This window comes from Rugamonas rubra (assembly GCF_900114705.1).
Taxonomy (GTDB): domain Bacteria; phylum Pseudomonadota; class Gammaproteobacteria; order Burkholderiales; family Burkholderiaceae_D; genus Rugamonas; species Rugamonas rubra.
Window position 1 is genome coordinate 83,266 of record NZ_FOTW01000015.1, and the last position, 21,930, is coordinate 105,195.

General features: G+C 65.2%; 20 protein-coding genes. 10 read left to right on the forward strand and 10 right to left on the reverse strand.

What is annotated here, in order from left to right:
* Nucleotides 1–3: 3 nt before the first annotated feature.
* Genes mshL through BM252_RS16445 form a run of 3 tightly spaced genes read left to right on the forward strand, consistent with a single transcriptional unit; the run spans nucleotide 4 to nucleotide 3,826 of the window.
* Nucleotides 4–1,803 carry a pilus (MSHA type) biogenesis protein MshL gene (gene mshL, locus BM252_RS16435; protein WP_093388752.1) on the forward strand — a complete coding sequence of 600 codons (1,800 nt, stop codon included), beginning with the start codon at nucleotides 4–6 and terminating at the stop codon, nucleotides 1,801–1,803.
* A gap of 2 nt (nucleotides 1,804–1,805) precedes the next feature.
* Nucleotides 1,806–2,705 (forward strand): ExeA family protein, encoded by a 900-nt coding sequence (locus BM252_RS16440; RefSeq protein WP_093388753.1) that lies wholly within the window; start codon nucleotides 1,806–1,808, stop codon nucleotides 2,703–2,705.
* Nucleotides 2,702–3,826 (forward strand): tetratricopeptide repeat protein, encoded by a 1,125-nt coding sequence (locus BM252_RS16445; RefSeq protein WP_093388754.1) that lies wholly within the window; start codon nucleotides 2,702–2,704, stop codon nucleotides 3,824–3,826. Before BM252_RS16440 ends, BM252_RS16445 begins: the two co-directional genes overlap by 4 nt.
* 94 nt (nucleotides 3,827–3,920) lie before the next feature.
* Here BM252_RS16445 and BM252_RS16450 read toward each other — a convergent pair whose 3' ends face one another.
* The 3 genes from BM252_RS16450 to BM252_RS16460 form a co-directional block, all read right to left on the reverse strand.
* A complete protein-coding gene (locus BM252_RS16450; RefSeq protein WP_093388755.1) occupies nucleotides 3,921–5,027 on the reverse strand; it encodes an HD-GYP domain-containing protein in 1,107 nt (368 codons plus the stop codon).
* A gap of 59 nt (nucleotides 5,028–5,086) precedes the next feature.
* Nucleotides 5,087–6,271, reverse strand: coding sequence for a pyridoxal phosphate-dependent aminotransferase (locus BM252_RS16455; protein WP_093388756.1), 1,185 nt, complete (start codon nucleotides 6,269–6,271; stop codon nucleotides 5,087–5,089).
* A gap of 240 nt (nucleotides 6,272–6,511) precedes the next feature.
* Nucleotides 6,512–6,958 (reverse strand): putative toxin-antitoxin system toxin component, PIN family, encoded by a 447-nt coding sequence (locus tag BM252_RS16460; protein ID WP_093388757.1) that lies wholly within the window; start codon nucleotides 6,956–6,958, stop codon nucleotides 6,512–6,514.
* Between the two features lie 36 nt (nucleotides 6,959–6,994).
* Between BM252_RS16460 and yaaA the strand changes: the two genes are divergently transcribed.
* Nucleotides 6,995–7,765 carry a peroxide stress protein YaaA gene (gene yaaA / locus BM252_RS16465; RefSeq protein ID WP_093388758.1) on the forward strand — a complete coding sequence of 257 codons (771 nt, stop codon included), beginning with the start codon at nucleotides 6,995–6,997 and terminating at the stop codon, nucleotides 7,763–7,765.
* Nucleotides 7,766–7,943: 178 nt separating this feature from the next.
* Here yaaA and BM252_RS16470 read toward each other — a convergent pair whose 3' ends face one another.
* Complete coding sequence (locus BM252_RS16470) at nucleotides 7,944–8,744, reverse strand: outer membrane protein assembly factor BamD (RefSeq protein WP_093388759.1); 801 nt, start codon at nucleotides 8,742–8,744, stop codon at nucleotides 7,944–7,946.
* Nucleotides 8,745–8,835: 91 nt separating this feature from the next.
* Here BM252_RS16470 and BM252_RS16475 point away from each other — a divergent pair, with 91 nt between their 5' ends.
* Together BM252_RS16475 and pgeF are read left to right on the forward strand one after the other, a co-directional pair.
* Complete coding sequence (locus tag BM252_RS16475) at nucleotides 8,836–9,852, forward strand: RluA family pseudouridine synthase (protein ID WP_227458409.1); 1,017 nt, start codon at nucleotides 8,836–8,838, stop codon at nucleotides 9,850–9,852.
* Between the two features lie 11 nt (nucleotides 9,853–9,863).
* Entirely contained in the window at nucleotides 9,864–10,844 is a 981-nt protein-coding gene (pgeF, locus tag BM252_RS16480) for a peptidoglycan editing factor PgeF (protein ID WP_245774295.1), read from the forward strand.
* A 17-nt stretch (nucleotides 10,845–10,861) separates the two neighbouring features.
* On the opposite strand, the gene BM252_RS16485 is transcribed toward pgeF, so the two are convergent.
* Entirely contained in the window at nucleotides 10,862–11,113 is a 252-nt protein-coding gene (locus tag BM252_RS16485) for a hypothetical protein (protein ID WP_093388761.1), read from the reverse strand.
* 51 nt (nucleotides 11,114–11,164) lie between these two features.
* Between BM252_RS16485 and phaC the strand changes: the two genes are divergently transcribed.
* The 4 genes from phaC (at nucleotide 11,165) to BM252_RS16505 (ending at nucleotide 16,767) form a co-directional block, all read left to right on the forward strand.
* Nucleotides 11,165–12,958 (forward strand): class I poly(R)-hydroxyalkanoic acid synthase, encoded by a 1,794-nt coding sequence (gene phaC, locus BM252_RS16490; RefSeq protein ID WP_093388762.1) that lies wholly within the window; start codon nucleotides 11,165–11,167, stop codon nucleotides 12,956–12,958.
* A gap of 253 nt (nucleotides 12,959–13,211) precedes the next feature.
* Nucleotides 13,212–13,778 carry a polyhydroxyalkanoate synthesis repressor PhaR gene (phaR, locus tag BM252_RS16495; protein ID WP_093388763.1) on the forward strand — a complete coding sequence of 189 codons (567 nt, stop codon included), beginning with the start codon at nucleotides 13,212–13,214 and terminating at the stop codon, nucleotides 13,776–13,778.
* A 179-nt stretch (nucleotides 13,779–13,957) separates the two neighbouring features.
* Nucleotides 13,958–15,376, forward strand: coding sequence for a 30S ribosomal protein S12 methylthiotransferase RimO (rimO, locus tag BM252_RS16500; protein WP_245774296.1), 1,419 nt, complete (start codon nucleotides 13,958–13,960; stop codon nucleotides 15,374–15,376).
* Between the two features lie 224 nt (nucleotides 15,377–15,600).
* The gene (locus BM252_RS16505; RefSeq protein ID WP_093388764.1) at nucleotides 15,601–16,767 is read left to right on the forward strand and encodes a cystathionine beta-lyase; all 1,167 of its coding nucleotides are present in this window, start codon (nucleotides 15,601–15,603) and stop codon (nucleotides 16,765–16,767) included.
* 18 nt (nucleotides 16,768–16,785) lie between these two features.
* Here BM252_RS16505 and BM252_RS16510 read toward each other — a convergent pair whose 3' ends face one another.
* The 5 genes from BM252_RS16510 to BM252_RS16530 form a co-directional block, all read right to left on the reverse strand.
* Entirely contained in the window at nucleotides 16,786–17,160 is a 375-nt protein-coding gene (locus BM252_RS16510; protein WP_093388765.1) for a hypothetical protein, read from the reverse strand.
* 451 nt (nucleotides 17,161–17,611) lie between these two features.
* Nucleotides 17,612–19,336, reverse strand: a complete 1,725-nt coding sequence (locus tag BM252_RS16515) for a flavin monoamine oxidase family protein (RefSeq protein WP_217429920.1) — start codon at nucleotides 19,334–19,336, stop codon at nucleotides 17,612–17,614.
* Nucleotides 19,337–19,363: 27 nt separating this feature from the next.
* Nucleotides 19,364–20,530 (reverse strand): FAD-dependent oxidoreductase, encoded by a 1,167-nt coding sequence (locus BM252_RS16520; RefSeq protein WP_245774297.1) that lies wholly within the window; start codon nucleotides 20,528–20,530, stop codon nucleotides 19,364–19,366.
* Between the two features lie 391 nt (nucleotides 20,531–20,921).
* Complete coding sequence (locus BM252_RS16525; RefSeq protein ID WP_093388767.1) at nucleotides 20,922–21,467, reverse strand: hypothetical protein; 546 nt, start codon at nucleotides 21,465–21,467, stop codon at nucleotides 20,922–20,924.
* Nucleotides 21,468–21,518: 51 nt separating this feature from the next.
* Entirely contained in the window at nucleotides 21,519–21,842 is a 324-nt protein-coding gene (locus tag BM252_RS16530) for a putative sulfate exporter family transporter (RefSeq protein WP_245774298.1), read from the reverse strand.
* Nucleotides 21,843–21,930: the final 88 nt, after the last annotated feature.

Sequence of the window (21,930 nt, forward strand, 5' to 3'; positions counted from 1 at the left end):
ACTATGCAAAAACTACTCCTGGTCGTGGCGGTACTGTTGGGCCTGAGCGCCTGCCAGGCGCCGCATCGGCGCGACACCTACGACAAGATCAACGAGGAGCTGGCGGCGGCGGCCGCCAAGCCGGCCGCGACCACGCAGAGCGAGGCCGTGGCCAGCGCGCTGCTGCCGCCGGTGGCCAAGCTGGCCGAGCAACTGCCCAAGGCGCGCGCCGTGCTGGAGGAGCGCTTCAACGTCAACTTCAACAACGTGGCGGCGCAGCAGTTCTACCACTCCATCGTCGCCGGCACGCGCTACAACATGCTGATCCATCCAGAGGTGGTCGGCAGCATCAGCGCCAACCTGAAGGACGTCACCCTGTTCGAGGCGCTCGACGCCGTGCGCGAGCTGTACGGCTACGACTACAAGGTCGAGGGCAGCCGCATCTACATCCGCCCGTTGACCATGCAGACGCGCATGTTTCAGGTCAACTACCTGACCTCGGTGCGGCGCGGCAGCTCCAGCCTGCGCGTCAACTCGACCTCGGTGGCCAGCGCCGGCACCAGCAGCAACAGCAACACCAGCAACAGCGGCGGCAACAACAGCACGCCGAACAACAACAACGACAATTCCGGCAACAACCCGACCGACGCCAACAGCCGCAACTCGCAACGCGACAGCAGCAACGTCTCGACCCAGACCAATAGCGACTTCTGGGCCGAACTGAAGATGGCGCTGGAGGCCATCATCGAAACCGGCAAGGACGGCCGCAGCGTGGTCATCAGCCCGCAGTCCGGCGTGGTGCTGATCCGCGCCATGCCCGAGGAGCTGCGCAACGTCGAGCAGTACCTGCGCGCCACCCAGCTGTCGGTCGAGCGCCAGGTGATCCTGGAGGCGAAGATCCTCGAGGTCGAGCTCAACAGCGGCTTCCAGAGCGGCATCAACTGGTCCGCCTTCGGCCGCTTCCGCGACGGCCACGGCAACAACAAGTTCTCCACCGGCTTCCTGGCGCCCGGCACCGCGCTGAACCCGCTGCCCCAGGGTGGCGGCGGCGCCACCGCGCCGAGCGTCATCGCCAGCGCCGGCGGCGTCGGCATTACCGCCAGCAGCGGCTATTCGCTGGGCGCGGCCGGCGACGCCGTCGGCTCGCTGTTCGGCCTGGCCTTCCAGACCAGCAATTTCGCCGCGCTGATCTCCTTCCTCGAATCGCAGGGCACGGTGCACGTGCTGTCGAGCCCGCGCATCGCCACCTTGAACAACCAGAAGGCCGTGTTGAAGATCGGCACAGACGAGTTCTACGTCACCGGCGTCAGCACCACCACCACCACCAGCGCCGGCAGCGCCCCGGTCACCTCGCCCAGCGTGACCTTGCAACCGTTCTTCTCCGGCGTGGTGCTCGACGTGACGCCGCAGATCGACGCGCGCGGCAACATCACGCTGCACGTGCACCCCTCGGTGAGCCAGGTGTCGACCGTCAGCAAGGGCGTCAATCTGGGCGTGGCCGGCAGCCTGACGCTGCCGCTGGCGGCCTCGTCGACCTCGGAAATGGACAGCATGGTGCGCGGCCAGGACGGCCAGGTGGTCGCCATCGGCGGCCTGATGCGCCAGGCCACCACCACCGACCGCTCGCAGGTGCCCGGCGCCGGCGACGTGCCGCTGCTCGGCGCGCTGTTCCGCAACACCAAGGACGTGATGCAGAAGCGCGAGCTGGTGGTGTTGATCAAGCCGACCATCGTCGAGAGCGGCGCTAGCTGGAACGAGGACCTGCTCGAGGCCGGCCGCCGCGTCAAGGAACTCGATCCGCGCCGTCCGATGGAGCGCCGCTAACCATGTACCAGCAACATTTCGGCCTGCGCGAGGTGCCGTTCAGCCTGACGCCCGACACCAGCTTTTTCTTCAGCAACGCGCGCTCGCAGGAGGCGCTCAACACCTTGCTGGTGGCGGCGCGCAACGGCGAGGGCTTCATCAAGATCACCGGCGAGGTCGGCACCGGCAAGACGCTGCTGTGCCGCAAGTTCATCGCCACCCTGGGCGAGAACTTCGTCACCGCCTACATCCCCAACCCGTACCTGGAGCCGCGCACCTTGATGCTGGCCCTGGCCGACGAGCTGGAAGTGACACTGGCGCGCGACGTCGACCAGCACCAGTTGCTCAAGTCGATCACCTACCGGCTGATGGAGCTGGCCGGGCAGGGCAAGCAGGTGCTGCTGTGCCTGGACGAGGCGCAGGCGATTCCGCTGGAAAGCCTGGAGGCGCTGCGCCTGTTGACCAATCTGGAGACGGAGAAGCGCAAGCTGTTGCAGATCGTGTTGTTCGGCCAACCCGAGCTGAACCGCCACCTGGAGCTGGACTCGATCCGCCAGTTGGCGCAACGCATCACCTTCCACTACCACCTGGGACCGCTCACGCGCGACGACATGGAATACTATTTGGCACACCGCCTGCGCGTCGCCGGCTACGGCGGCGCCCGCCTGTTCAGCCGGGGCGCTATCGGCAAGCTGTACGCAGCCAGCGGCGGCATTCCGCGCCTGGTCAACATCATCGCCAACAAGGCGCTGATGTTGTGCTACGGCGAGGGCCGCCAGCAGGTCAGCCGGCGCCACGTCAAGCTGGCCGCCGGCGACACGCAGAGCGGCAAGCGCGCCGGCTGGCGCTGGCCCTGGCTGGCCGGCGCCGGCCTGACCCTGCTGGCCGCCGCCTGCGGACTCACCTGGACGCTGAGCAAATGAGCTTGATCAATAAAATGCTGCAGGACCTGGACGCGCGCGGCGGGCCGGGCGCCCAGGCCGACCGCCAGGAGATCAAGACGGTGCTGGCGCCGGCGCGCGACGGCAAGCGCGCCGTGCTGCTGGGCGCCGGCGCCGCCGCGCTGCTGGCGTTGGCCGCCGGCGGCTGGCTGGGTTGGCGCTATTATGTGGCGCATCGGCCGCCGGCCGCCGTGGCGCCGCCGATTGTGCTGGTGACACCGGGCGCCCGCGCTGCCCCGGTGGCGGCAACCGTCGCCCCGGCCGCAGCGCCGGCGGCGATGCCAGGCGCCGCCACTGCCACATTGGGCGCGCCGGCCGGCCCCGAAACCAGCGGCGTGGCGGGCTCATCCGCCCCGGCGGGGCAGGTGGCATTGCCGAATCCCGCGCCGGTGGCAGAGCGTTCGTCGGTGAACCGCGCGGCTGTGGTGGCGCGTTCGGCGCCGGCCGCCGACCGTGTTGCCGAGCGCGCAGCGCGGGCGGAGAAAAAGCTGTTTGCCTCGCCGCGTGCCGTCGAGCGCATGGAAAACGAGCTGAGCCCGGCGGTGCGCGCCGAGAGCGCCTACCGTCGCGCTCTCGGCGGGTTGCAGGAAGGCCGCGTCAGCGAGGCGCTGGCCGGCTTGGAGCGAGCGTTGCAGCTGGACCCGCAGCACGAGGCGGCGCGCCAGACCCTGGTCAGCCTGCTGCTGGAAAACGGCCGCACGGCCGAGGCGACGCAGCAACTGCGCGCCGCGCTGGCGGCCGACCCGCGCCAGCCGGCGTTGGCGATGCTGTTGGCCCGTCTGCAAGTGGAAGGCGGCGGTCCCGCCGTCGAGACACTGTTGCGCACCATGCCTTACGCCGCCAACAACGCCGACTACCACGCCATGCTGGCCGGCCTGCTGCAACGCGGCCAGCGCAACGCCGAGGCGGCCGAACATTACCAGGCCGCCTTGCGCCTGGCGCCGCAAAACGCCGTCTGGTGGATGGGCTTGGGCATCGCCCTGCAGGCCGACAAGCGCCTGCCCGAGGCGCGCGAGGCCTACGGCCGCGCCAAGGCGGCGGGCAGCCTGACGGCGGAGCTGCAAGCCTTCGTCGAGCGCAAGCTGGAGCAGTTGGCGCGCTGAGGCGTCGATTGTCTCGATAGTAGCGCTTGCAGCGCGCACCGGCCGCGTCGCCGGCTCGGCGCCGGCCGGCAACGAGGCGGCATGGCGCCGGCGGCTACAGGCTGGCCTGCGCGCCCCAGATCTGCTTCATGCTGAAACGCACGCCGGCCTGGTCCTCGCTGAGCACCTCGGCGATGGAGCAGTCGCTGTCGCCGGTGCTGCGCAGCGGGCCGTCGGCCAGCGCCGCGCCGGCCGTGCCGCGTAGGCAGCGCACGCCCAGCAGGCCGTCGTCGGACAGGCGTTGCGTGACCACGCCGACCTCGCCGTTTTGCAGCCGCACCAGGCAGCCGGGCGGATAGTTGCCCAGCTGGTGGGCGAAGTGCTCGGCCAGCACCGGGTCGAGCGGCAGCTCATGGTCTTCGAGCAGGTTGCGCATGGCCTGGTCGGGCAGCACCGAGCGGCGGTAGTTGCGCGCCGAGACCTGGGCGCAATAGCGGTCGGCCAGACTGATCAGCTTGGCGTTCTGCGTCACCTGCGGACTGGCGACGCCGGCCGGATAGCCGCTGCCGTCGTCGTTCTCGTGGTGCAGCAGCACGCAGGAGAGCCATTCCTCGTCCTCGACGCCGGCGCACTTGAGCAGGTTGGCGCTGTCCTCCGGGTGGCGGTGGATGATCGCCATCTCCTCGCGGTTGAGCGGGGTGTGCTTGTTCTGGAAGTTCTCGTGGTGGCGCAGCATGCCGACGTTCATCGTCAGCGCCGCCGCCGTCACGGTCAGCGTGTCCTTCGGCGCCTTCTGCATGGCGCGCGCGATGACCACCGCCACCACCGCCGTCTCGATGCAGTGGCGCACCGCATAGCTGCCGGCGATCTGGTTGAGGAAGATGCAGGCCAGCGCGATGTCGGGGTTGAGCTCGACCGCCAGGATCACCTCGCGCGCGATGGCGCGCAGCTCGGCCTCGGCGTTGTGCTCGTTGCGCAGCTCGTGCAGCAGCCGCTCAAGGCGCCGGTTCGACAGGTTCAGCTGGTGCAGCACCGAGGTCGGCGGCTCCGCCTCGGCCGGCTGCGGCGCCGCCAAGGGCGCCTCCAGCGCCGCGCCGACGGGCGGCGCCGTCGCCGCGCCCCCCCCGGCCGCCGCGTCGCCGGCCTGGGCCGGCGCGAACAGTTTCCAGCGCGAAGACTTGCCCAGCACCAGATCCTTCAAATTGATACGCCGTTGCGCCATGATCGTTCCCGTCTTGCTATGCCCCGCCGATCGTCGCCGGCGGGGCTGGTATGTGTCGCTTACACGCCGGCCAGCCGCTGCAAGGCCAAGGCGAGTGTCTCGTCCTGTTTGGCAAAGCAGAAGCGCACGATGCCCGACTCCTTGCCCTGTTGATAGAAGGCCGACACCGGGATCGCCGCCACCTTGACCTCGCTGGTCAGCCACTCGGCGAACTGCGCCTCCGGCAGGTCGGAGATGGCGGCGTAGCGGACGCACTGGAAATAGGTGCCGTCGGCCGGCAGCAGCTCGAAGCGGCTGCCTTGCAGGCCGGCGCGGAACAGGTCGCGCTTGCGCTGGTAGAAGGCGGGCAAGTCCAAATACGGCGCCGGGTCGGCCATGTAGCTGGCGAAGCCGTGCTGCATCGGCGTGTTGACCGAGAAAACATTGTATTGGTGTACCTTGCGGAACTCGGCGCTGAGCGCGGCCGGCGCCGCCACGTAGCCGACCTTCCAGCCGGTCACATGGTAGGTCTTGCCGAAGCTGGAGACGACGAAGCTGCGCGCCGCCAGTTCCGGCAGGCGGCACACCGACTCGTGGCGCGCGCCGTCGTAGACCATGTGCTCGTACACCTCGTCGGACAGGATCAGCACCTCGCTGCCGCGCACGATGTCGGCCAGCGCAGCCAGGTCGGTGCCGCGCAGCACGCTGCCGGTCGGGTTGTGCGGGCTGTTGATGATGATCAGCCGGGTGCGCGCGCCGACGGCGGCCGCCACCTTGTGCCACGGCACGCTGTAGCCGCGTTCGCCCAGTTCCATCTGCACCAGCACCGGCACACCGCCGGCCAGCGCGATGGCCGGCAGGTAGGAGTCGTAGGCCGGCTCGATGACGACCACCTCGTCGCCTGGATGGACGCAGCACAGGATGGCCGTGGTCAGCGCCTCGGTGGCGCCGGCGGTGACGGTGATCTCGCTGCCGGCGTCGTACTCGTGGCCGTAGAGGGCGGCGATCTTCTGCACGATGGCGGCGCGCAGCGGCGGCGCGCCGGTCATCATCGGATACTGGTTGAAGCCGGCGCGCATGGCCTCGCCGACCATGTCGATCAGCGCCGGCTGGCAGGCGAAGTCGGGAAAGCCCTGGCCCAGGTTGACCGCGCCGAACTCGGCGGCCAGCTGCGACATGCGGCTGAACACGGTGGTGCCCACGGCCGGCAGGCGGCTGGGCAGCTGCGGGGTGGGGAAGGGCGCGGCGGAAAGACGACTATTCATGGCGGCTGGCAAGTTGATTGGTCCTCTTATTCTAGCGCAGCCGGCCCCGTTTGGTGTTGCCCGGAGCGCCTTTCTATCGGCCGCGCGCCGGGCGCGGCCGCGGCCGAATGCCGCAGCCTTGGGATAGTGCTGGACCCGCAGCCCCAGATGGTTACCCCGTACCCCGAGCCGCCACGATCGGGGTCTGACCCCGTACGGGGTCAGACCCCTTGGCTGATGGGGTTCGGCTGGCGCGCCGCCTCAGGCCGCCGGCTGGTCCAGCGTCCACGCCTCCGGCACGATGACGCGGAACATGCCGGCCTTGCCCAGCCGGCGCGCCAGCTTGAGCAGCGCCTTGTCCTTGGTGATCAGCACGTCGGCTTGGGCGTCGCGCGCCAGTTCGAGGAACTTCTGGTCGTCGCGGTCGGTGCAGACCGGCAGGCGCACGCCCGACACCGGCGGCGCCACCACCTTGATCAGCGCGTCGAAGCGGGCGGCGGCGAGCGGGCGGCTGGCCTCGTCGAGCGGCAAATGCTGGTAGTGCAACACCACCAGGTATTCGGCGCGGCAATCCTCGCGGGTGATCGCCTCGACCGCGCCGGACTCGATGGCGGCCAGCAGGCCGGCCCAGCGCGGATCGTGGAACACGAACAGGTCGAGGCAAACATTGGTGTCTAGGATGATGCGTTTCGGTGGAACAGGTATCATGTCGGCAATTCTGTAGATGTGTTGATTTGGAATCTTATGCTGATTGTGCTTTCGCCCGCAAAAAGTCTCGATTTGGAGACGCCCCCCACCACGACCATTGCCACCACGCCGGACTTTCTCGGCCAATCGGCCCAGCTGATCGAGCGCCTGCGCCGTTTCTCGCCGGCCGACGTGGCCAGCCTGATGGACTTGTCGGACAAACTGGCCAGCCTGAACGTGGCCCGCTACGCTTCCTGGACGCCGGAACAGACCGACGGCCGCCAGGCCGTCATGGCCTTCAACGGCGACGTCTACACCGGCCTGGCGGCGCGCAGCCTGACGCCGGGCCAGCTCGACTACGCCCAGTCGCACATCCGCATCCTGTCCGGGCTGTACGGCATGCTGCGTCCGCTCGACCTGATCCAGCCGCACCGGCTGGAAATGGGCACCCGGCTCGACACGCCGCGCGGCAAGGACTTGTATTCCTTCTGGGGCGACACCATCACCCAGGCGCTCAACCGCAACGCCGAGGCGCAGGGCGCCAAGGTGCTGGTCAACCTGGCGTCGGAGGAATACTTCAAGTCCGTCCGGCCGGCCAAGCTGGCCGTGCCCGTCATCACCCCGGTGTTCCAGGAGTGGAAGGGCGGCAAGTATAAAATCATTTCCTTCTACGCCAAGCGGGCCCGTGGCCTGCTGGCGCGCTACGCCGCCGTCAACAATGTGCGCGACCCGCAACGCCTGAAGGACTTCGACGTCGACGGCTACGCCTACGTGCCGGCCGAGTCGAGCGCCAACAGCTGGATGTTCCGCCGCCGCGTCGCCGAGTAGCGGCCAGCCGGCCACCTTGAGGGTCAGACCCTAGGGTCTGACCCTGGGGCCGCGCCGGTGGCTTGCCTCCGTCGCAGTATGCGCGCTGTGGCGGGCTCCGCGCGGGCCTGCCGGCACGGCGCCACGCCAACAAAAAACCGGGGCGGGCCCCGGTTTTTAGCTCAGCTCGGCAGCAAGCCTAGTTCCACAGCTTCCACCAGTGGCGTTCCGCCTTGACACCCTCGTCGAGGAAGGCGCTCTTCGGATAGTTCTGCTTGAACACGCGCATCGTGTCGTCGCGCAGCTCGCTCATGCCCAGCTTGTCGTAGCCACGGATCATGATGAACAGCGCTTCCTCGATCGCCGGCGAGTCGCGGTAGTCGTTGACGGCGCCCATCGCGCGGTTGACCGAGGCCAGGTAGGCGCCCCGGCGGTAGTAGTAGCGCGCCACGTGCACCTCGTACGACGCCATCGCGTTGATCAGATACTTCATGCGATCGATCGAGTCCGGGGTATACTTGCTGTTCGGGAATTTGTCGACCAGCTGTTTGAAGGCGCTGAAGGCCTCGCGCGTGGCTTTCGGGTCGCGTTCGGTCGGATCTTGCTCGTAGATGAAGTTGAGGAAGCCGATCTGGTCGTTAAAGTTGATCAGACCGCGCAGATAGTACATATAATCCACGTTGGCGTGATTCGGGTGCAGCTTGATGAAGCGCTCGACGGCGGCCAGCGCCTGGGCCTGGTCCTGTGCCTTGTAGTAGGCGTAGGCGATCTCCATCTGCGCCTGCTGGGCGTAGGTGCCGAAAGGATAGCTCGATTCTAGCTTCTCGAACAACTGAATTGCGCGTTCGTAGTGGCCGCCCTCCAATTCATCGGTCGCCTCCGAGTATAATTTCGTAGCGCTCCAGCCTTTAGTCTCATCGACTTTTTCTGGCAATAAGCTGCAAGCTGACAAACCAAGCAGGACGACGGTTGCTGCAACTAACGATAATTTTTTTTGCATGTTGTTTTGCAAGAAGGTGTTTTAACCAAGTTTTTACAATAGGCTGATTATAGCCGATGGGAATGCTGTGATATTAACTCCAAAGCCGAATTTGGCTGATTCTTCCTCCGATCATGAACTCGACGCCGAGTTCGACGCGGAGATTCTAGCCGATGGCGACGACGACGGCCTGGCGCCTATCGAACTCGAACTGACGCCGGATGCCTGTGGTCAGCGCCTCGACAAGGTGATTTCCAAGCTGGTGCCGCAATTCTCCCGTGGCCGCCTGCAAATGTGGATCGACGACGGCTTCGTCACGGTCGACGGCAAAGTTGCCCGCAGTAACAAGGACACCGTCTACGGCGACGAGAAGATCGTCATTCTGCCCCAACCGGCGCCGGAAGACGAGGCTTTTAAGCCCGAAGCGATGGAATTGAACATCGTCTACGAGGACGAACACCTGATCGTCATCAACAAGCCGGCCGGCCTGGTGGTCCACCCGGGCGCCGGCAACTGGTCCGGCACGCTGCTCAACGGCCTGCTGCACCACTGCCCGCAGCTGAGCGGTGTGCCGCGCGCCGGCATTGTCCACCGCCTCGACAAGGACACCAGCGGCCTGATGGTGGTCGGCAAGAACCTGCCGGCCCAGACCGACCTGGTGCGCCAGCTGGCCGCCCGCACCGTCAAGCGCGAGTACTTCGCGCTGGTCTGGGGCACGCCGCGCCAGAGCGGCACCATCGACGCCTCGATGGGCCGCCATCCGAAGGACCGCATCAAGATGGCCGTCTCGACCAACTTCTCGGCCAAGCCGGCGATCACCCACTACGAGTTGCTGGCCTCGGGCGATCTCGACCGTCGTCCGGTCAGCCTGGTCCAGTGCCGCCTGGAAACGGGTCGCACCCACCAGATCCGCGTCCACATGATGTCGATCGGCTTCTCGCTGGTCGGCGACGTGATGTATGGCAAGCAGCATCTGGCCAACGTCTTCCCGCGCCAGGCGCTGCAGGCGCGCCGCCTCGGCCTGGTCCACCCGGCCACCGGCGAGCAGTGCGAGTGGCTGGTGCCGCTGGCCGACGACTTCGCCGCGCTGATCGCCCAGGCCGGCATCGAAGAGCCGGAGATGGTTTGACGGGGTTGAACGTGCCAGCCGCCCCGCCTTCCTCGTCCTCGTCCTCGTCCTCGTCCTGGTTGTCGCCCGATTGGCCGGAGTTGCCGGCCAATGTGGGCGCGCTGTTCACCACCCGGCGCGGTGGTGTCAGCGTGGCGCCGTACGACGACGGCTTTGGCGGCGGCGGCTTCAACCTGGGCGTCCACGTCGGCGACCAGCCGGGCTGCGTCGCCTTCAACCGTGGCTTGCTGCGCGCCGCCTTGCCGGCCGAGCCGGCCTGGCTGACCCAGGTGCACGGCACCACCGTGTTCGACGTGACGGCGCATGCCGGTTTCGCCGCCGCCGCCGCCGCAGCAGCTGCGGAGGGCGGCGTACCGCAGGCCGACCCGCTGCTCGCCTCGGCGCCGGCGGTGCCGGGCGCCGCCACGGTGGAGGCGCACGCCAATTTCGCCCCGCCGTGGGCGGAAGGGCAGGTCGCCTTGCTGCCGACGGACCCCGCGCTGGCCGCGCCGGAGGCGGACGCCAGTCTGGCGCACGCGCCCGGCAGCGTCTGCGTCATCATGACGGCCGATTGTCTTCCCGTGCTGTTTTGCGACCGCGCCGGCAAGGTGGTGGCGGCGGCGCACGCCGGTTGGCGCGGCCTGGCCAACGGCGTGCTGGCGCGCACCGTGGCCGGCATGCGCGCGGCCGGCGCCGGCGAGATCCTCGCCTGGCTGGGGCCGGCCATCGGTCCGGCCCGCTTCGAGGTCGGCGCCGAGGTCAAACAAACCTTCCTGGAGCAGGGCAGCGCGGCCGACGCGGCGCGCCTGACGGCGGCCTTCACGCCGCTGCCCGGCCACCCCGGAAAATATCTTGCCGACATTTATGCGCTGGCCCGTTGTATGCTTGAGGCCGACGGCGTGTCGCGCATCGCCGGGGGCGAGCTGTGCACCGTCTCCGACGTCGCCAATTTCTACTCCTATCGGCGCGACGGTGTCACCGGACGGCAGGCGAGTTTGATCTGGATCAAGTGACGTGTGCGCCGTCTCGCTTAGTCTTCTGGCGGGGCGGCGGCCGGGGCGCTTGCCGCTGCGGCCTGTTGCGCCGCCAGTCGGGCCTGGTGGGCGGCCTGCCAGGCGGCATCGCGCTTGGCCTTGCGCTTGCGGCTGCCGGCCACGTAGTAGCCGAAGCCCAGCGGTAGCACGCAGTACAGTAGGAAGGTGAAAATCCCAGCGGAAACGCTGGCTTGCGTCACGGCGATCAAGCCGACGACGTAGATCCATGCAATAGCGACAATCAGCATACAGCAGCCTTGGTGAAGTAAAGATATACAACTATTTTTAGGGAATCAAACATGAATGTGCCAGATCCTCAAGTCATTGCCAACGCATGGATGTCGCAGATCAGCGACCCCAGCCAGTGGCAATCCTGGTTAAAAATGGTGCCGGAGGCCGACAGCCATCCGGTTGCCGCCGTCCTGAAAGACGTCGGCGCCGCCATCCAGCCGGAAGTCGTCGAGGAGCTGAAGAACCGCTACATGGCCGATGTCGGCACCCTGTGGCAGGATTTCCTGGCCGGCAAACCGCCGGCCATCGGCGACCGTCGTTTCAGCTCGGCCGCCTGGCAGGGCAACCTCTTGTCGTCGTTCAATGCGGCATCATACCTGCTCAACGCCAAGTTTCTCACCGCCATGGCCGACTCGGTCGAGTCGACGCCCCATCAAAAGCAAAAGATCCGCTTTGCCGTCCAGCAAATCGTCGACGCCATGTCGCCGGCCAACTTCCTCGCCACCAATCCGGAAGCCCAGCAAAAGCTCATCGAGACCAAGGGCGAGAGCCTGACCCGTGGCCTGGCCAACATGCTGGCCGACATCAACAAGGGCCACATCTCGCTGTCCGACGAGACCGCCTTCGAGGTCGGCCGCAACCTCGCCACCACGCCCGGCCAGGTGGTGTTCGAGCATCCGCTGTTCCAGCTGATCCAATACAGCCCGAGCACGCCGAACGTGCACCAGCGGCCGCTGCTGATGGTGCCGCCGTGCATCAACAAATTCTACATCCTGGATTTGCAGCCGGAAAACTCGCTGGTCAAGTACGCCGTCGACCAGGGCAACACGGTGTTCCTGGTGTCCTGGAGCAATCCGGACAAGTCGCTGGCCGGCACCACCTGGGACCAGTACGTGGAGCAGGGCGCCATCCAGGCGATCCGCGTGGCGCAGGAGATTTCCGGCCAGGAGCAGCTCAACATGCTCGGCTTCTGCGTCGGCGGCACCATCATCTCGACCGCGCTGGCCGTGCTGGCCGCGCGCGGCGAGCATCCGGCCTCCAGCCTGACCTTGCTGACCACCTTCCTCGACTTCAGTGACACCGGCGTGCTCGACGTTTTCGTCGACGAGACCCAGGTGGCGTTGCGCGAAAAGACCTTGCGCGACGGCGGCCTGATGCCGGGCCGCGACTTGGCCAGCACTTTTTCCAGCCTGCGGCCGAACGACCTGGTGTGGAACTACGTGCAGTCGAACTACCTGAAGGGTAACGAGCCGCCGCCGTTCGACCTGCTGTACTGGAATTCGGACAGCACCAATCTGCCCGGCCCGATGTTCTGCTGGTATCTGCGCCACACCTATCTGGAGAACAGCCTGAAGGTGCCGGGCAAGCTGACGGTGGCCGGCACGCCGCTCGACCTGGGCGCGATCCGCACGCCGACCTTCGTCTACGGTTCGCGCGAGGACCATATTGTGCCGTGGCCGTCGGCCTACGGCTCGCTGGCCATCCTCAACCAGGACCAGCCGGAGCTGAACCGTTTCGTGCTGGGCGCCTCCGGCCACATCGCCGGGGTGATCAATTCGCCGGTCAAGAACAAGCGCAGCTATTGGACCAACGACGCCGCCGCAGCGGCCAAGCCGGCGGCCAAGGGTAAAACGTCGAAGGCGGCCAAGGCCGCCGCCGCCGCCGCCGCCGCCGCGCTGCCCGACGCCGACAGCTGGATGGCCGGCGCCACCGAGCACGCCGGCAGCTGGTGGCCGCAGTGGTCGCAGTTCCTCGCCGAGCACGGCGGCAAGTCGGTGAAGGCCCGCAGCAGTCTGGGCAGCGCCAGCCATCCGACCATCGAGGCGGCGCCAGGACGTTACGTCAAAGTAAGAGCAGATTAACTGCGGCAACACCGCACGGGGCCACGTTGTGGCCCCGTTTTTGCGTCCAGGGTCTGTCACGTCGCCGTCACATACTTGTTATGTTGTAAATTTGGTTGCGTTGCAATAAAAACCTAAAAGTTATAAGTGGATGTGCAAATGCTGCTTTTTCCACTCTATAATAGGTGAAGTAGGCTTGTGGGAAAGCGGACCGAAGTTCGCTTTTTTTTCGAATTGTTAGAGTACGCGCTGCGGCGCAATAAGTGGACTTGTGATGAGTAGTGCGAAAAAAAATGCTGACCGCCTGATTAAGAAATACCCCAACCGCCGTCTGTACGATACCCAGACCAGTTCCTACATCACGCTGACGGACGTGAAGCAGTTGGTGCTCGACAACGAAGAGTTCACCGTCGTCGACGCCAAGTCGAACGAGGATTTAACGCGCAGCATCCTGTTGCAGATCATCTTGGAGGAGGAGGCCAACGGCGCGCCGATGTTCTCCAGCGTCGTGCTGGCGCAGATCATCCGCTACTACGGCCACGCCATGCAGGGCATGATGGGCTCCTACCTGGAGAAGAACGTGCAGGCCTTCACCGACATCCAGCGCAAGTTCACCGGCGGCGGCGGCGCGGCCGGCACCTTCGAAGGCAAGCCCTTCAGCCCGGAAATGTGGACCCAGTTCATGAACGTGCAGGGCCCGATGATGCAGGGCATGATGAACAACTACATCGACCAGAGCAAGAGCCTGTTCGTGCAGATGCAGGAACAGATGCAAAGCCAGAGCAAGAACATCTTCGGCACCTTCCCCTTCGTGCCGCCGGTTCCGACCGACAAGACCTGATCCTGTTTCCGTCACCGCAGCGGCGGCGCCCGGGCTGGTTCCCGCGCGCCGCCGCTGTGTTTTCGGCGCCGCCGGCGGCCTTGTTGCCGCCCGCGCTCAATTCCCCACGGAAATCCTGCCCCATTGCGCCATGCGCTATAATGGCAGATTCGCCTGAATCTTCTTTCCCCGCACCCACTATGTCCGAGATCTCCCGCATTCCCGCCGCCGCGCCAGCCCCGTCGCCAGCCGGCAGCACCACCTTCACCGGTTCCGCGCCGAAAGTCGGCTTCGTCTCGCTCGGCTGCCCGAAGGCGCTGGTCGACTCCGAACAAATCCTGACCCAGCTGCGCGCCGAAGGCTATGAGACGGCCAAGTCCTACGACGGCGCCGACCTGGTCATCGTCAACACCTGCGGCTTCATCGACGCCGCCGTGCAGGAATCGCTCGACGCCATCGGCGAGGCGCTGGCCGAGAACGGCAAGGTCATCGTCACCGGCTGCCTGGGCGCGAAAAAAGACGCCGCCGGCGACGACATCATCATGAAGGTGCACCCGAAGGTGCTGGCCGTGACCGGCCCGCACGCGCTCGGCGAGGTGATGGACTCGGTCCACCTGTACCTGCCCAAGCCGCACGCCCCCTTCCTCGACCTGCTGCCGCCGCAGGGCGTCAAGCTGACGCCGAAGCACTACGCCTACCTGAAGATCTCCGAGGGTTGCAACCACCGCTGCAGCTTCTGCATCATCCCGTCGATGCGCGGCGACCTGGTGTCGCGCCCGATCGCCGAGCTGATGATGGAGGCCGAGAACCTGTTCAAGGCCGGCGTCAAGGAACTGCTGGTGATCTCGCAGGACACCTCGGCCTACGGCGTCGACGTCAAGTTCCGCTCCGGCTTCTGGAACGGCCGCCCGGTCAAGACCCACATGACCCAGTTGACCGAAGCGCTGGGCGAGCTGGCCAAGACCTACGGCGCCTGGGTCCGCCTGCACTACGTCTATCCATACCCGCACGTCGACCAAGTGATCCCGATGATGAGCGGCGGCCACATCCTGCCCTACCTGGACATTCCGATGCAGCACGCCCACCCCGAGGTGCTCAAGCGCATGAAGCGTCCGGCCAGCGGCGAGAAGAACCTCGACCGCATCCAAGCCTGGCGCGCCATGAACCCGGACCTGACCATCCGCTCGACCTTCATCGCCGGCTTCCCCGGCGAGACCGAGGCCGAGTTCGAATACCTGCTGGACTTCCTCAAGGAGGCGCAGATCGACCGCCTGGGTTGCTTCGCCTACTCGCCGGTCGAGGGCGCCACCGCCAACGCGCTGGACAATCCGGTGCCCGAGGAACTGCGTGAAGAGCGTCGCGGCCGCGTCATGCTGCTGCAGGAGGAGATCTCCAAGCAGCGCCTGCAAGCCAAGGTCGGCAAGACCGTGCGCGTGTTGATCGACGAGGTGACCACCCGTGGCGCCGTCGGCCGCTCCAGCGCCGACGCGCCGGAAATCGACGGCGTGGTGCACATCAAGGGCTCGCTGATGCCGGGCAAGAAGCTCAGCGTCGGCCAGTTCGTCGACGTCACCATCACCGCCGCCGACGCCCACGACCTGTGGGCCCAGGTGGCGTAAGCCGCCGGTCCGCCGCGCGGATCGACATATAATGAGGGCGGACCGGCGACGGTCCGCCCTTTTTTTTGGTACACAAGACGCCAGTGCGCCGGCAAAACCCCGCGGCAAAGAGCCGCGGTCAGACCTAGGGTCAGACCGAGGGTCAGACCCTAGGGTCTGACCCTGGATTGGCGCCGCTGACTCTTGCCGCAGCCCCCGCAACCACATATCCGCCCGCCGACACCATGACTCGCAAAAAATCCGCCCAGACCGCACTGATCCACACCGACTACAAGGCGCCGGAGGGCTTCGCCGCCTTCCCCAGCGCGATCCACCACGCCTCCACGGTGCTGTTCAAGAACGTCGCGGCCATGCGCTCGGGCGACTGGAAGGAGAAGAACGCCTATACCTACGGCCTGCACGGCACGCCGACCACCTTCACGCTGGAGGCGCGGCTGGCCGAGATCGAGGACGGCAAGCACTGCCTGCTGGCGCCCAGCGGCCTGGCCGCCATCGCCATGGTCGACTTCGCGCTGCTCAAGACGGGCGACGACGTGCTGCTGCCCGACAACGTCTACAACCCCAACCGCGAGCTGGGCAAGTGGTTGTCGCAGGACTTCGGCGTCACCGCGCGCTACTACGATCCGCTGGTCGGCGCCGGCATCGCCGCGCTGATCCAACCGAATACCAAACTGATCTGGACCGAGGCGCCCGGCTCGGTGTCGATGGAGGTGCCCGACTTGCCGGCCATCTGCGCGGCGGCGCACGCGCGCGGCGTCCTCGTCGCGCTCGACAACACCTGGTCGGCCGGGCTGGCGCTGCGCGGCTTCGAGCTGGGCGTGGACATCATCATGCAGGCGCTGACCAAGTACCAGTCGGGCGGCTCGGACGTGCTGATGGGCGCGCTGATCACGCGCGACCGCGCGCTGCATGAACGGCTGAGCCTGGCGCACATGCGCCTGGGCATGGGCGTCGGCGCCGACGACGCCTACCTGGTGCTGCGCAGCCTGCCGACCATGAAGCTGCGCTTCGACGCCCACGACAAGGCGGCGCGGCAACTGGCGGCCTGGCTCAAGGCGCGGCCGGAGATCGCCAAGGTGCTGCACCCGGCCTTCGAGGATTGTCCCGGCCACGCCGTTTGGCGGCGCGACTTCAGCGGCGCCGGCGGCCTGTTCTCGGTGCTGTTCGACGCCCGCTACACGGAGGAGCAGACCGACCGCTTCGTCGATTCCTTGAAGCTGTTCAAGCTCGGCTACAGCTGGGGCGGCGCCAACAGCCTGGTCATGCCCTACCGCATCGCGCAGATGCGCAAGGGCTGGCGGGAGGAGGGAATCTTGGTGCGCTTCAACGTCGGCCTGGAGGATGTGGCCGACCTGATCGCCGACATCGAGGCGGCGTTTGCCGCGATGTAGTATCAGCCGGTGTAGCCGTCAGAGGCTATTCATCCACGGCAGCGCGATTTTTGCGGCAATGGTCGCGACGATGGCGACGACTATCGGCACAATTGGCTGAGTGGGGAATAGCAGCATGCAGAGCAAGCCGGTCGAGACGCCTGCCGTAACCACCGTAGCAAAATTGGTGAGCCGGCTCGGTTGTAACTTCTGCGGTGACGGCGTGCTCGACGTCCTTTGAGCATACTCGTGCAGTATGGACTGCAGCAGCTGAGCTTCATCGCTTGAGATGCTGACGGGATGAGCCGCCCTGAGTTTTGCCTCCAGCGCTTCAATATCCTTTTTGTCAATAACCCGGGCTTGCCTGCTGTGCTCGACCACGATGTCGACGGATCTGTCGTCATTACGGTTCATTTCATTTCTCCAGACGCGGCAGTCGTTGCTCCGCAGATGGCTGTGCGGGCACGGACTGTGCGTTATACCCAAGTACTATGGCCGAAATTACCAGAATAAGCGCGAATATTTGCAAAGGCAATGGCGGTTTCCAGGCGGGGTTTTGGCCCCGCTCGGTCATCGCGATGACCAGAAAAAGAGCGCAAAAGCATGCACAAATAATACACCATGTGCCGGTGAACGTCGCTTGGGGCGTGGAGGAAAAGCACTTGCTGGCGGCTTGAGCAGAAACCATCTGAGCGAGGAGGGCGTGAACACTTGGTCAGATTGTCTACACGTTGGCAATGCTGGCAGCGTACCTCAACTGGAAATGCTCGTGCGGGCAAACCTCCACTATGCTTGTGCGATGTCGAACTGGCGCTCTACGCTGCGGGCGACCGGCTGCCACCGGCCCGCCCGCAGTCCCGCCGACTTACCAGCCCAGGTAGTAGCTGGCCGGCAGCCAGCTAGGCCGTGTCAGCCCGAAGTAGGATTCCAGCATCTTTTCCGCTTCGCAGAAGGCGCCCTCGACCCAGCCCTGTTGGTCGGAATAGGCTTCGCCGCAGATGTGGATGTTCTCGGCCTGGTCCGGCTTGCGCATGTAGGGCATGACGTTCTGCACCTTGTAGCCGGCCTTCCAGGCGTGGTAGCCTGCGCCGAACGGGTCGTCGCCCCAGTCCTTGAACCAGGTGACATAGGGCAAGGGCACGCCGACACCGTGCAGTTCGCGCAGCTCGTCGACCACCTCCTTGACCATCATGTCGCTGGCCTGGACATCGTTGAGGGCCTCGACTTCCTGCAGCGAGGCCAGCCGCGTTTTGCGCACGCGGAACTTGACCGGGTCGTCGGACAGCGCCTTCCAGAATGATTCGGTTTCCATGTCGCCATAGCTGCCGAGCAGCATCGAATGGTCGCTGAATTGGCCGGTGCCGAAATAGTAGCACTGGCGCATCGGCAGGTCGGTGATCGAGTGGCCGGCCGTGATGCCCAGTTCGTTCCACCACGGCGTGTCGAATCCCATCAGGATCTTGTACGCCGGCTCCATGATGACCGAGCGGATGTTGTTGTTCAACGTGGTGTTTTCGTTGATGTTGAAGAAGAAATTGTCTTGGTCCAGCAGTTCCAGCGAGCGCCTCGGCATTGCCAGCACCAGGCTGTTGGCGTACACCTTCCATTGCTGGTTCGAACGTAGGTTGAGGAACACCAGCTCGTAACGGTGGGTGGCCGATTCCGCGTGCTCCTTGTTGAAGGTCAGCAGCTTGTTTTCCGTCCAGATGCAGGCGCCTTCGTAGGCCATGTACTCATTCGCCATCGCATACACGGTGCTGTCGAAACCGGAGGCGATGGTCTTGTAGATCGCGCTGGCCGAGAAGTCGCCCATCATATAGGGAAACGCTTCGGCCGCGTTCCAGTTGATGGTGTTGGAATAATAGCCGCCGCCGGTCGACAGGAAGGTATAGCCTTCCTGCGATACCTGGTCCTTGAGCAAATTCCAAAAGCCGATGTCGTTGACCAAGCGTTTATCGTATGGCGAACCTTCAAACTGGTAAGTCAGATACGGCTTGACCTGGTCCCACTGTTCCAGAGTCAATCGAACGGAATAGTTATATTCGTCGATCTTTTGCACATACTCGCCGAAATTCTCCATGAACCACGGGTCGGCGACCAGCACATCGTAAATCACCTTGCTGAATAACTGGTCGGCGCTGAAGCCGATGTCGTCGTCATTTAAATAGTAGCGGGTGAGTAGTTTATCGCCATTCGCCTGCGCGGCGGTCCAGGCGTTCTGTTTGCAGCGATCCTTGCGTAAATACATGAACAATGTCGCCGGGTCGCCCATCGGGAAATCGACGGCCTCCATTTGATCGGCGAACACCTCCTCGATCAGCGTGGTGACGATCTTTTGCGAGGTCAGGTAGCGCATGCCGCCCAGTTCGCCCTGCACCGTCGGCAAGCCGGGCAGGCGCACCGATTCGAGCCGGCCGGCGATGCGCGTGTTCATGTCGAACACCTGCACCTGGGCGCCGCTGTTGGCGCCCGCCGTGGTTAGGCGGTACGCCGAGTAGATGCCGGAAATGCCGGCGCCGACGATGGCCACCTCCAACTTCAAGCCGTCCTGCATGCCGGTGTTCAGTGCTGTATTTTTATCAACCATCATAGTCTCCTTGTCGTTGTTCGAAGTGGTTTACATGGCCTTGAAGTAACGGTGGCCGGTCTGGAAGTGGGAGATGTCGTAGCTGCTTTTGCCGTCGAGCGCCATTTCCGACAGGATTTGGCCCAGCAGGGGGACGAACTTGGCCGCCCAGCCGGTCGCGTACATCGCGATGCTCTTGTGGTTCGGCACATAGATCGGTGCGAAATCGATCAACATTTCCTTGGCCGGGATATTGCTCAGCGCCACCAGGCAGGTCGACTTGTAGTGTGGCGTGGGGTCGAGGCCGCTCATGTGCTGCTGCACCCACTCGACCGTGTAGGCGATCTCCTGGGGATTGGGGATGAAGCTGGCCTGGTTCGGGTCGGCCAGCGGCGTCATCACGAAGTCCGGCGCGACGCGGATGTAGCCGGGGTGGTCCCAGTCCACTTCGGGAAAGCCGTAGAACTGGTTGCCGCTGTCGCCGGCCGGTTCCTGGAAAACAAACCAGGTCGGGTACTGAATGCTCGGATCGCTCTTCTTGAAATAGGTCGAGGCCATGTTCCAGTAGGTCGCGTCGATCCTGAATTTGAGCAGGTTGATGACGTCGTTGATGTACGGCCCCGGCACGATCACCAGCTTCTTGCCGACAAAGGTGCCGCCCGGGGTGGTGATCATGAACAGTTGATCGGACTGTTCGATGCCGATCACCGGCGACTGGTCGAGCATCGTCACGTGGGGGCTGGCCAGGTTGCAGTCGTACAAGGTGCGCTGGGTGGCGTGCAGGTCGATGCTGGCGCCGTCGGCCTGGAACAGGCCGCGATAGTTCTCCGGCAAGTCCTTAAAATGGTATTGCTCTTCGATTTGCGCCACCGTCAGCGAGGTGTAGGGCACGTCCAGCGCCTGCATGGCCAACTCGGCGGCGGCGATATTGCCCTCGGTCGATTGCACCGCCGGATCGCCGAACCACAGCGTGCCGACGGTGGTCAGCAGTTGCTCCTCGGTGTGGCTCTGCAGCTCGGCCCAGTAGGGCAGCGCGTCCTCGGCCATCTTCACCATGTATTCGTCGGGGTAGGGGATGCGGAACTGGCGCGACATGCCGGCCGAGCTGCCCTGCTGGTTGAAGTAGGTGAATTGTTCCAGCACCAGCGTCTTGGCGGCGCGTTTGCTGTTGTAGTAGGCGGTGGCGAGTCCCATCGGGCCACCGCCGATGACGATCACGTCATATGTTTCCTGAGAACTATTCGCTGGCTGGGTTCCTTTATCGACAGGCATACGGCATCCTTTTTAATAGTAAAGACGGATGGTTGGAGAATGCTGAAGTAGAAATTCCCGGTGAGCAGGCGAGATTCGACACCGGTGTTTTAGTATTGCAGAAATTGAACGGGAACAAGGCGGGTGTGGGACGATTCCAACGTCGAGTTATGATATTTAAATAATAACTTGACACAGCAGGTGGCTAGCAAATCGATTGTATTTTCGATAAGCGGCCGGCCGTAACTATTAATATTGAATTGAATATGCCGAGGGCGATTGATTCGCGCGATCCGGGGGGCGGAGGCGATGGGACGGGCGGCGCGGCGCAACGGCCGCGATCCGCCGTCGAAACGGTTTACTTGGCGGCGTCCAGCGTGAAGATGGCGTAGACCTTGGCGCCCGACTTCTCGGTTGGCTTGTCGATCTGCACCTGCAAGCAGTCCTCCACCACGATGCTGCGCCAGTTCGGCACGCCGGCGTTGGCGAAGGGCGAGTTGGCCTTGCAGGCCAGGCTCATGTCCAGCGCCAGGCGGGCGTTGCGCGGCTCGCCCTTGGTGTAGTTGACGCCGCGTAGTTCGATGCCGTACGGCGCCAGCCAAGGTTCCCACAGGCCGGACTCGACGCCCTGCACGATGCGCTCGAACATTTGCTCCAGCGTCAGGCCCTTCTTGACCACGCCGCGCAGGATGGCCAGCGAGGGCGCGGTGCGCGCATCGCCGCTCAGTTTGCTCGCGCCGCGCTCGCCGATCGCCTTCAACTCCTTCGAGAAGGCGGCGTCGCGCTCCGTGTAGTCGCGCATGCGCTGGAAGAACTCGGTGCTCAGGAAGGGGTTTTCCGGGCGACCGACAGGGGCTGTGGCCTCGACTGTGCGTTTGGCAGGAGGCTGTTTTTTGTTCGTCATGGCTTCATCAATTCGGTGTAAGGGGCGCAGTTTAACATTGTCTGCGCCAACTCAGGCGATGCCGAGCAGCTGGATCGCCGCCAGGCTGATCGCCGCCAGCGCCAGCAGCGACAGCAACAGCACCACCGGCCCCGGCAACAGCACGCGCACCAGCTTGACCAGCGTGCCGATGTGCACGCTCAACAGCGACACCGAACCGGTCGCCGCCAGCACCTGCGGCACGGCGTACACGGTGGGGCTGGCGAACACGCCGTACTGGGTTGGCGAGAACGACAGCGCCGGCACCAGCAGGGGCAGGACCAGCACGACCACCATGCCGAGCACGGCGGTGAAGCCGATGGCGGCGGCGACGTCCTCGCCGTCGGCGGCGATCACCGGGCTCGCGCTACAAGAGCAAGGCCTCGCTGGCCTTCGTGCAGATGCTGGAGTCGGCGCCGGCGGCTTGATCCGTCGGCCGGCTCGG

What these genes read in the sequence shown, in the direction of transcription:
- yaaA (WP_093388758.1), top strand. Translation starts at nt 6,995, where the DNA reads ATGCTGATTGTGCTTTCGCCCGCAAAAAGTCTCGATTTGGAGACGCCC.
- rimO (WP_245774296.1), top strand. Translation starts at nt 13,958, where the DNA reads ATGTCCGAGATCTCCCGCATTCCCGCCGCCGCGCCAGCCCCGTCGCCA.
- BM252_RS16450 (WP_093388755.1), bottom strand. Translation starts at nt 5,027, where the DNA reads ATGGCGCAACGGCGTATCAATTTGAAGGATCTGGTGCTGGGCAAGTCT.
- phaR (WP_093388763.1), top strand. Translation starts at nt 13,212, where the DNA reads ATGAGTAGTGCGAAAAAAAATGCTGACCGCCTGATTAAGAAATACCCC.
- BM252_RS16485 (WP_093388761.1), bottom strand. Translation starts at nt 11,113, where the DNA reads ATGCTGATTGTCGCTATTGCATGGATCTACGTCGTCGGCTTGATCGCC.
- BM252_RS16525 (WP_093388767.1), bottom strand. Translation starts at nt 21,467, where the DNA reads ATGACGAACAAAAAACAGCCTCCTGCCAAACGCACAGTCGAGGCCACA.
- BM252_RS16505 (WP_093388764.1), top strand. Translation starts at nt 15,601, where the DNA reads ATGACTCGCAAAAAATCCGCCCAGACCGCACTGATCCACACCGACTAC.
- BM252_RS16460 (WP_093388757.1), bottom strand. Translation starts at nt 6,958, where the DNA reads ATGATACCTGTTCCACCGAAACGCATCATCCTAGACACCAATGTTTGC.
- BM252_RS16440 (WP_093388753.1), top strand. Translation starts at nt 1,806, where the DNA reads ATGTACCAGCAACATTTCGGCCTGCGCGAGGTGCCGTTCAGCCTGACG.
- BM252_RS16510 (WP_093388765.1), bottom strand. Translation starts at nt 17,160, where the DNA reads ATGAACCGTAATGACGACAGATCCGTCGACATCGTGGTCGAGCACAGC.
- mshL (WP_093388752.1), top strand. Translation starts at nt 4, where the DNA reads ATGCAAAAACTACTCCTGGTCGTGGCGGTACTGTTGGGCCTGAGCGCC.
- BM252_RS16515 (WP_217429920.1), bottom strand. Translation starts at nt 19,336, where the DNA reads ATGATGGTTGATAAAAATACAGCACTGAACACCGGCATGCAGGACGGC.
- BM252_RS16455 (WP_093388756.1), bottom strand. Translation starts at nt 6,271, where the DNA reads ATGAATAGTCGTCTTTCCGCCGCGCCCTTCCCCACCCCGCAGCTGCCC.
- BM252_RS16470 (WP_093388759.1), bottom strand. Translation starts at nt 8,744, where the DNA reads ATGCAAAAAAAATTATCGTTAGTTGCAGCAACCGTCGTCCTGCTTGGT.
- BM252_RS16445 (WP_093388754.1), top strand. Translation starts at nt 2,702, where the DNA reads ATGAGCTTGATCAATAAAATGCTGCAGGACCTGGACGCGCGCGGCGGG.
- phaC (WP_093388762.1), top strand. Translation starts at nt 11,165, where the DNA reads ATGAATGTGCCAGATCCTCAAGTCATTGCCAACGCATGGATGTCGCAG.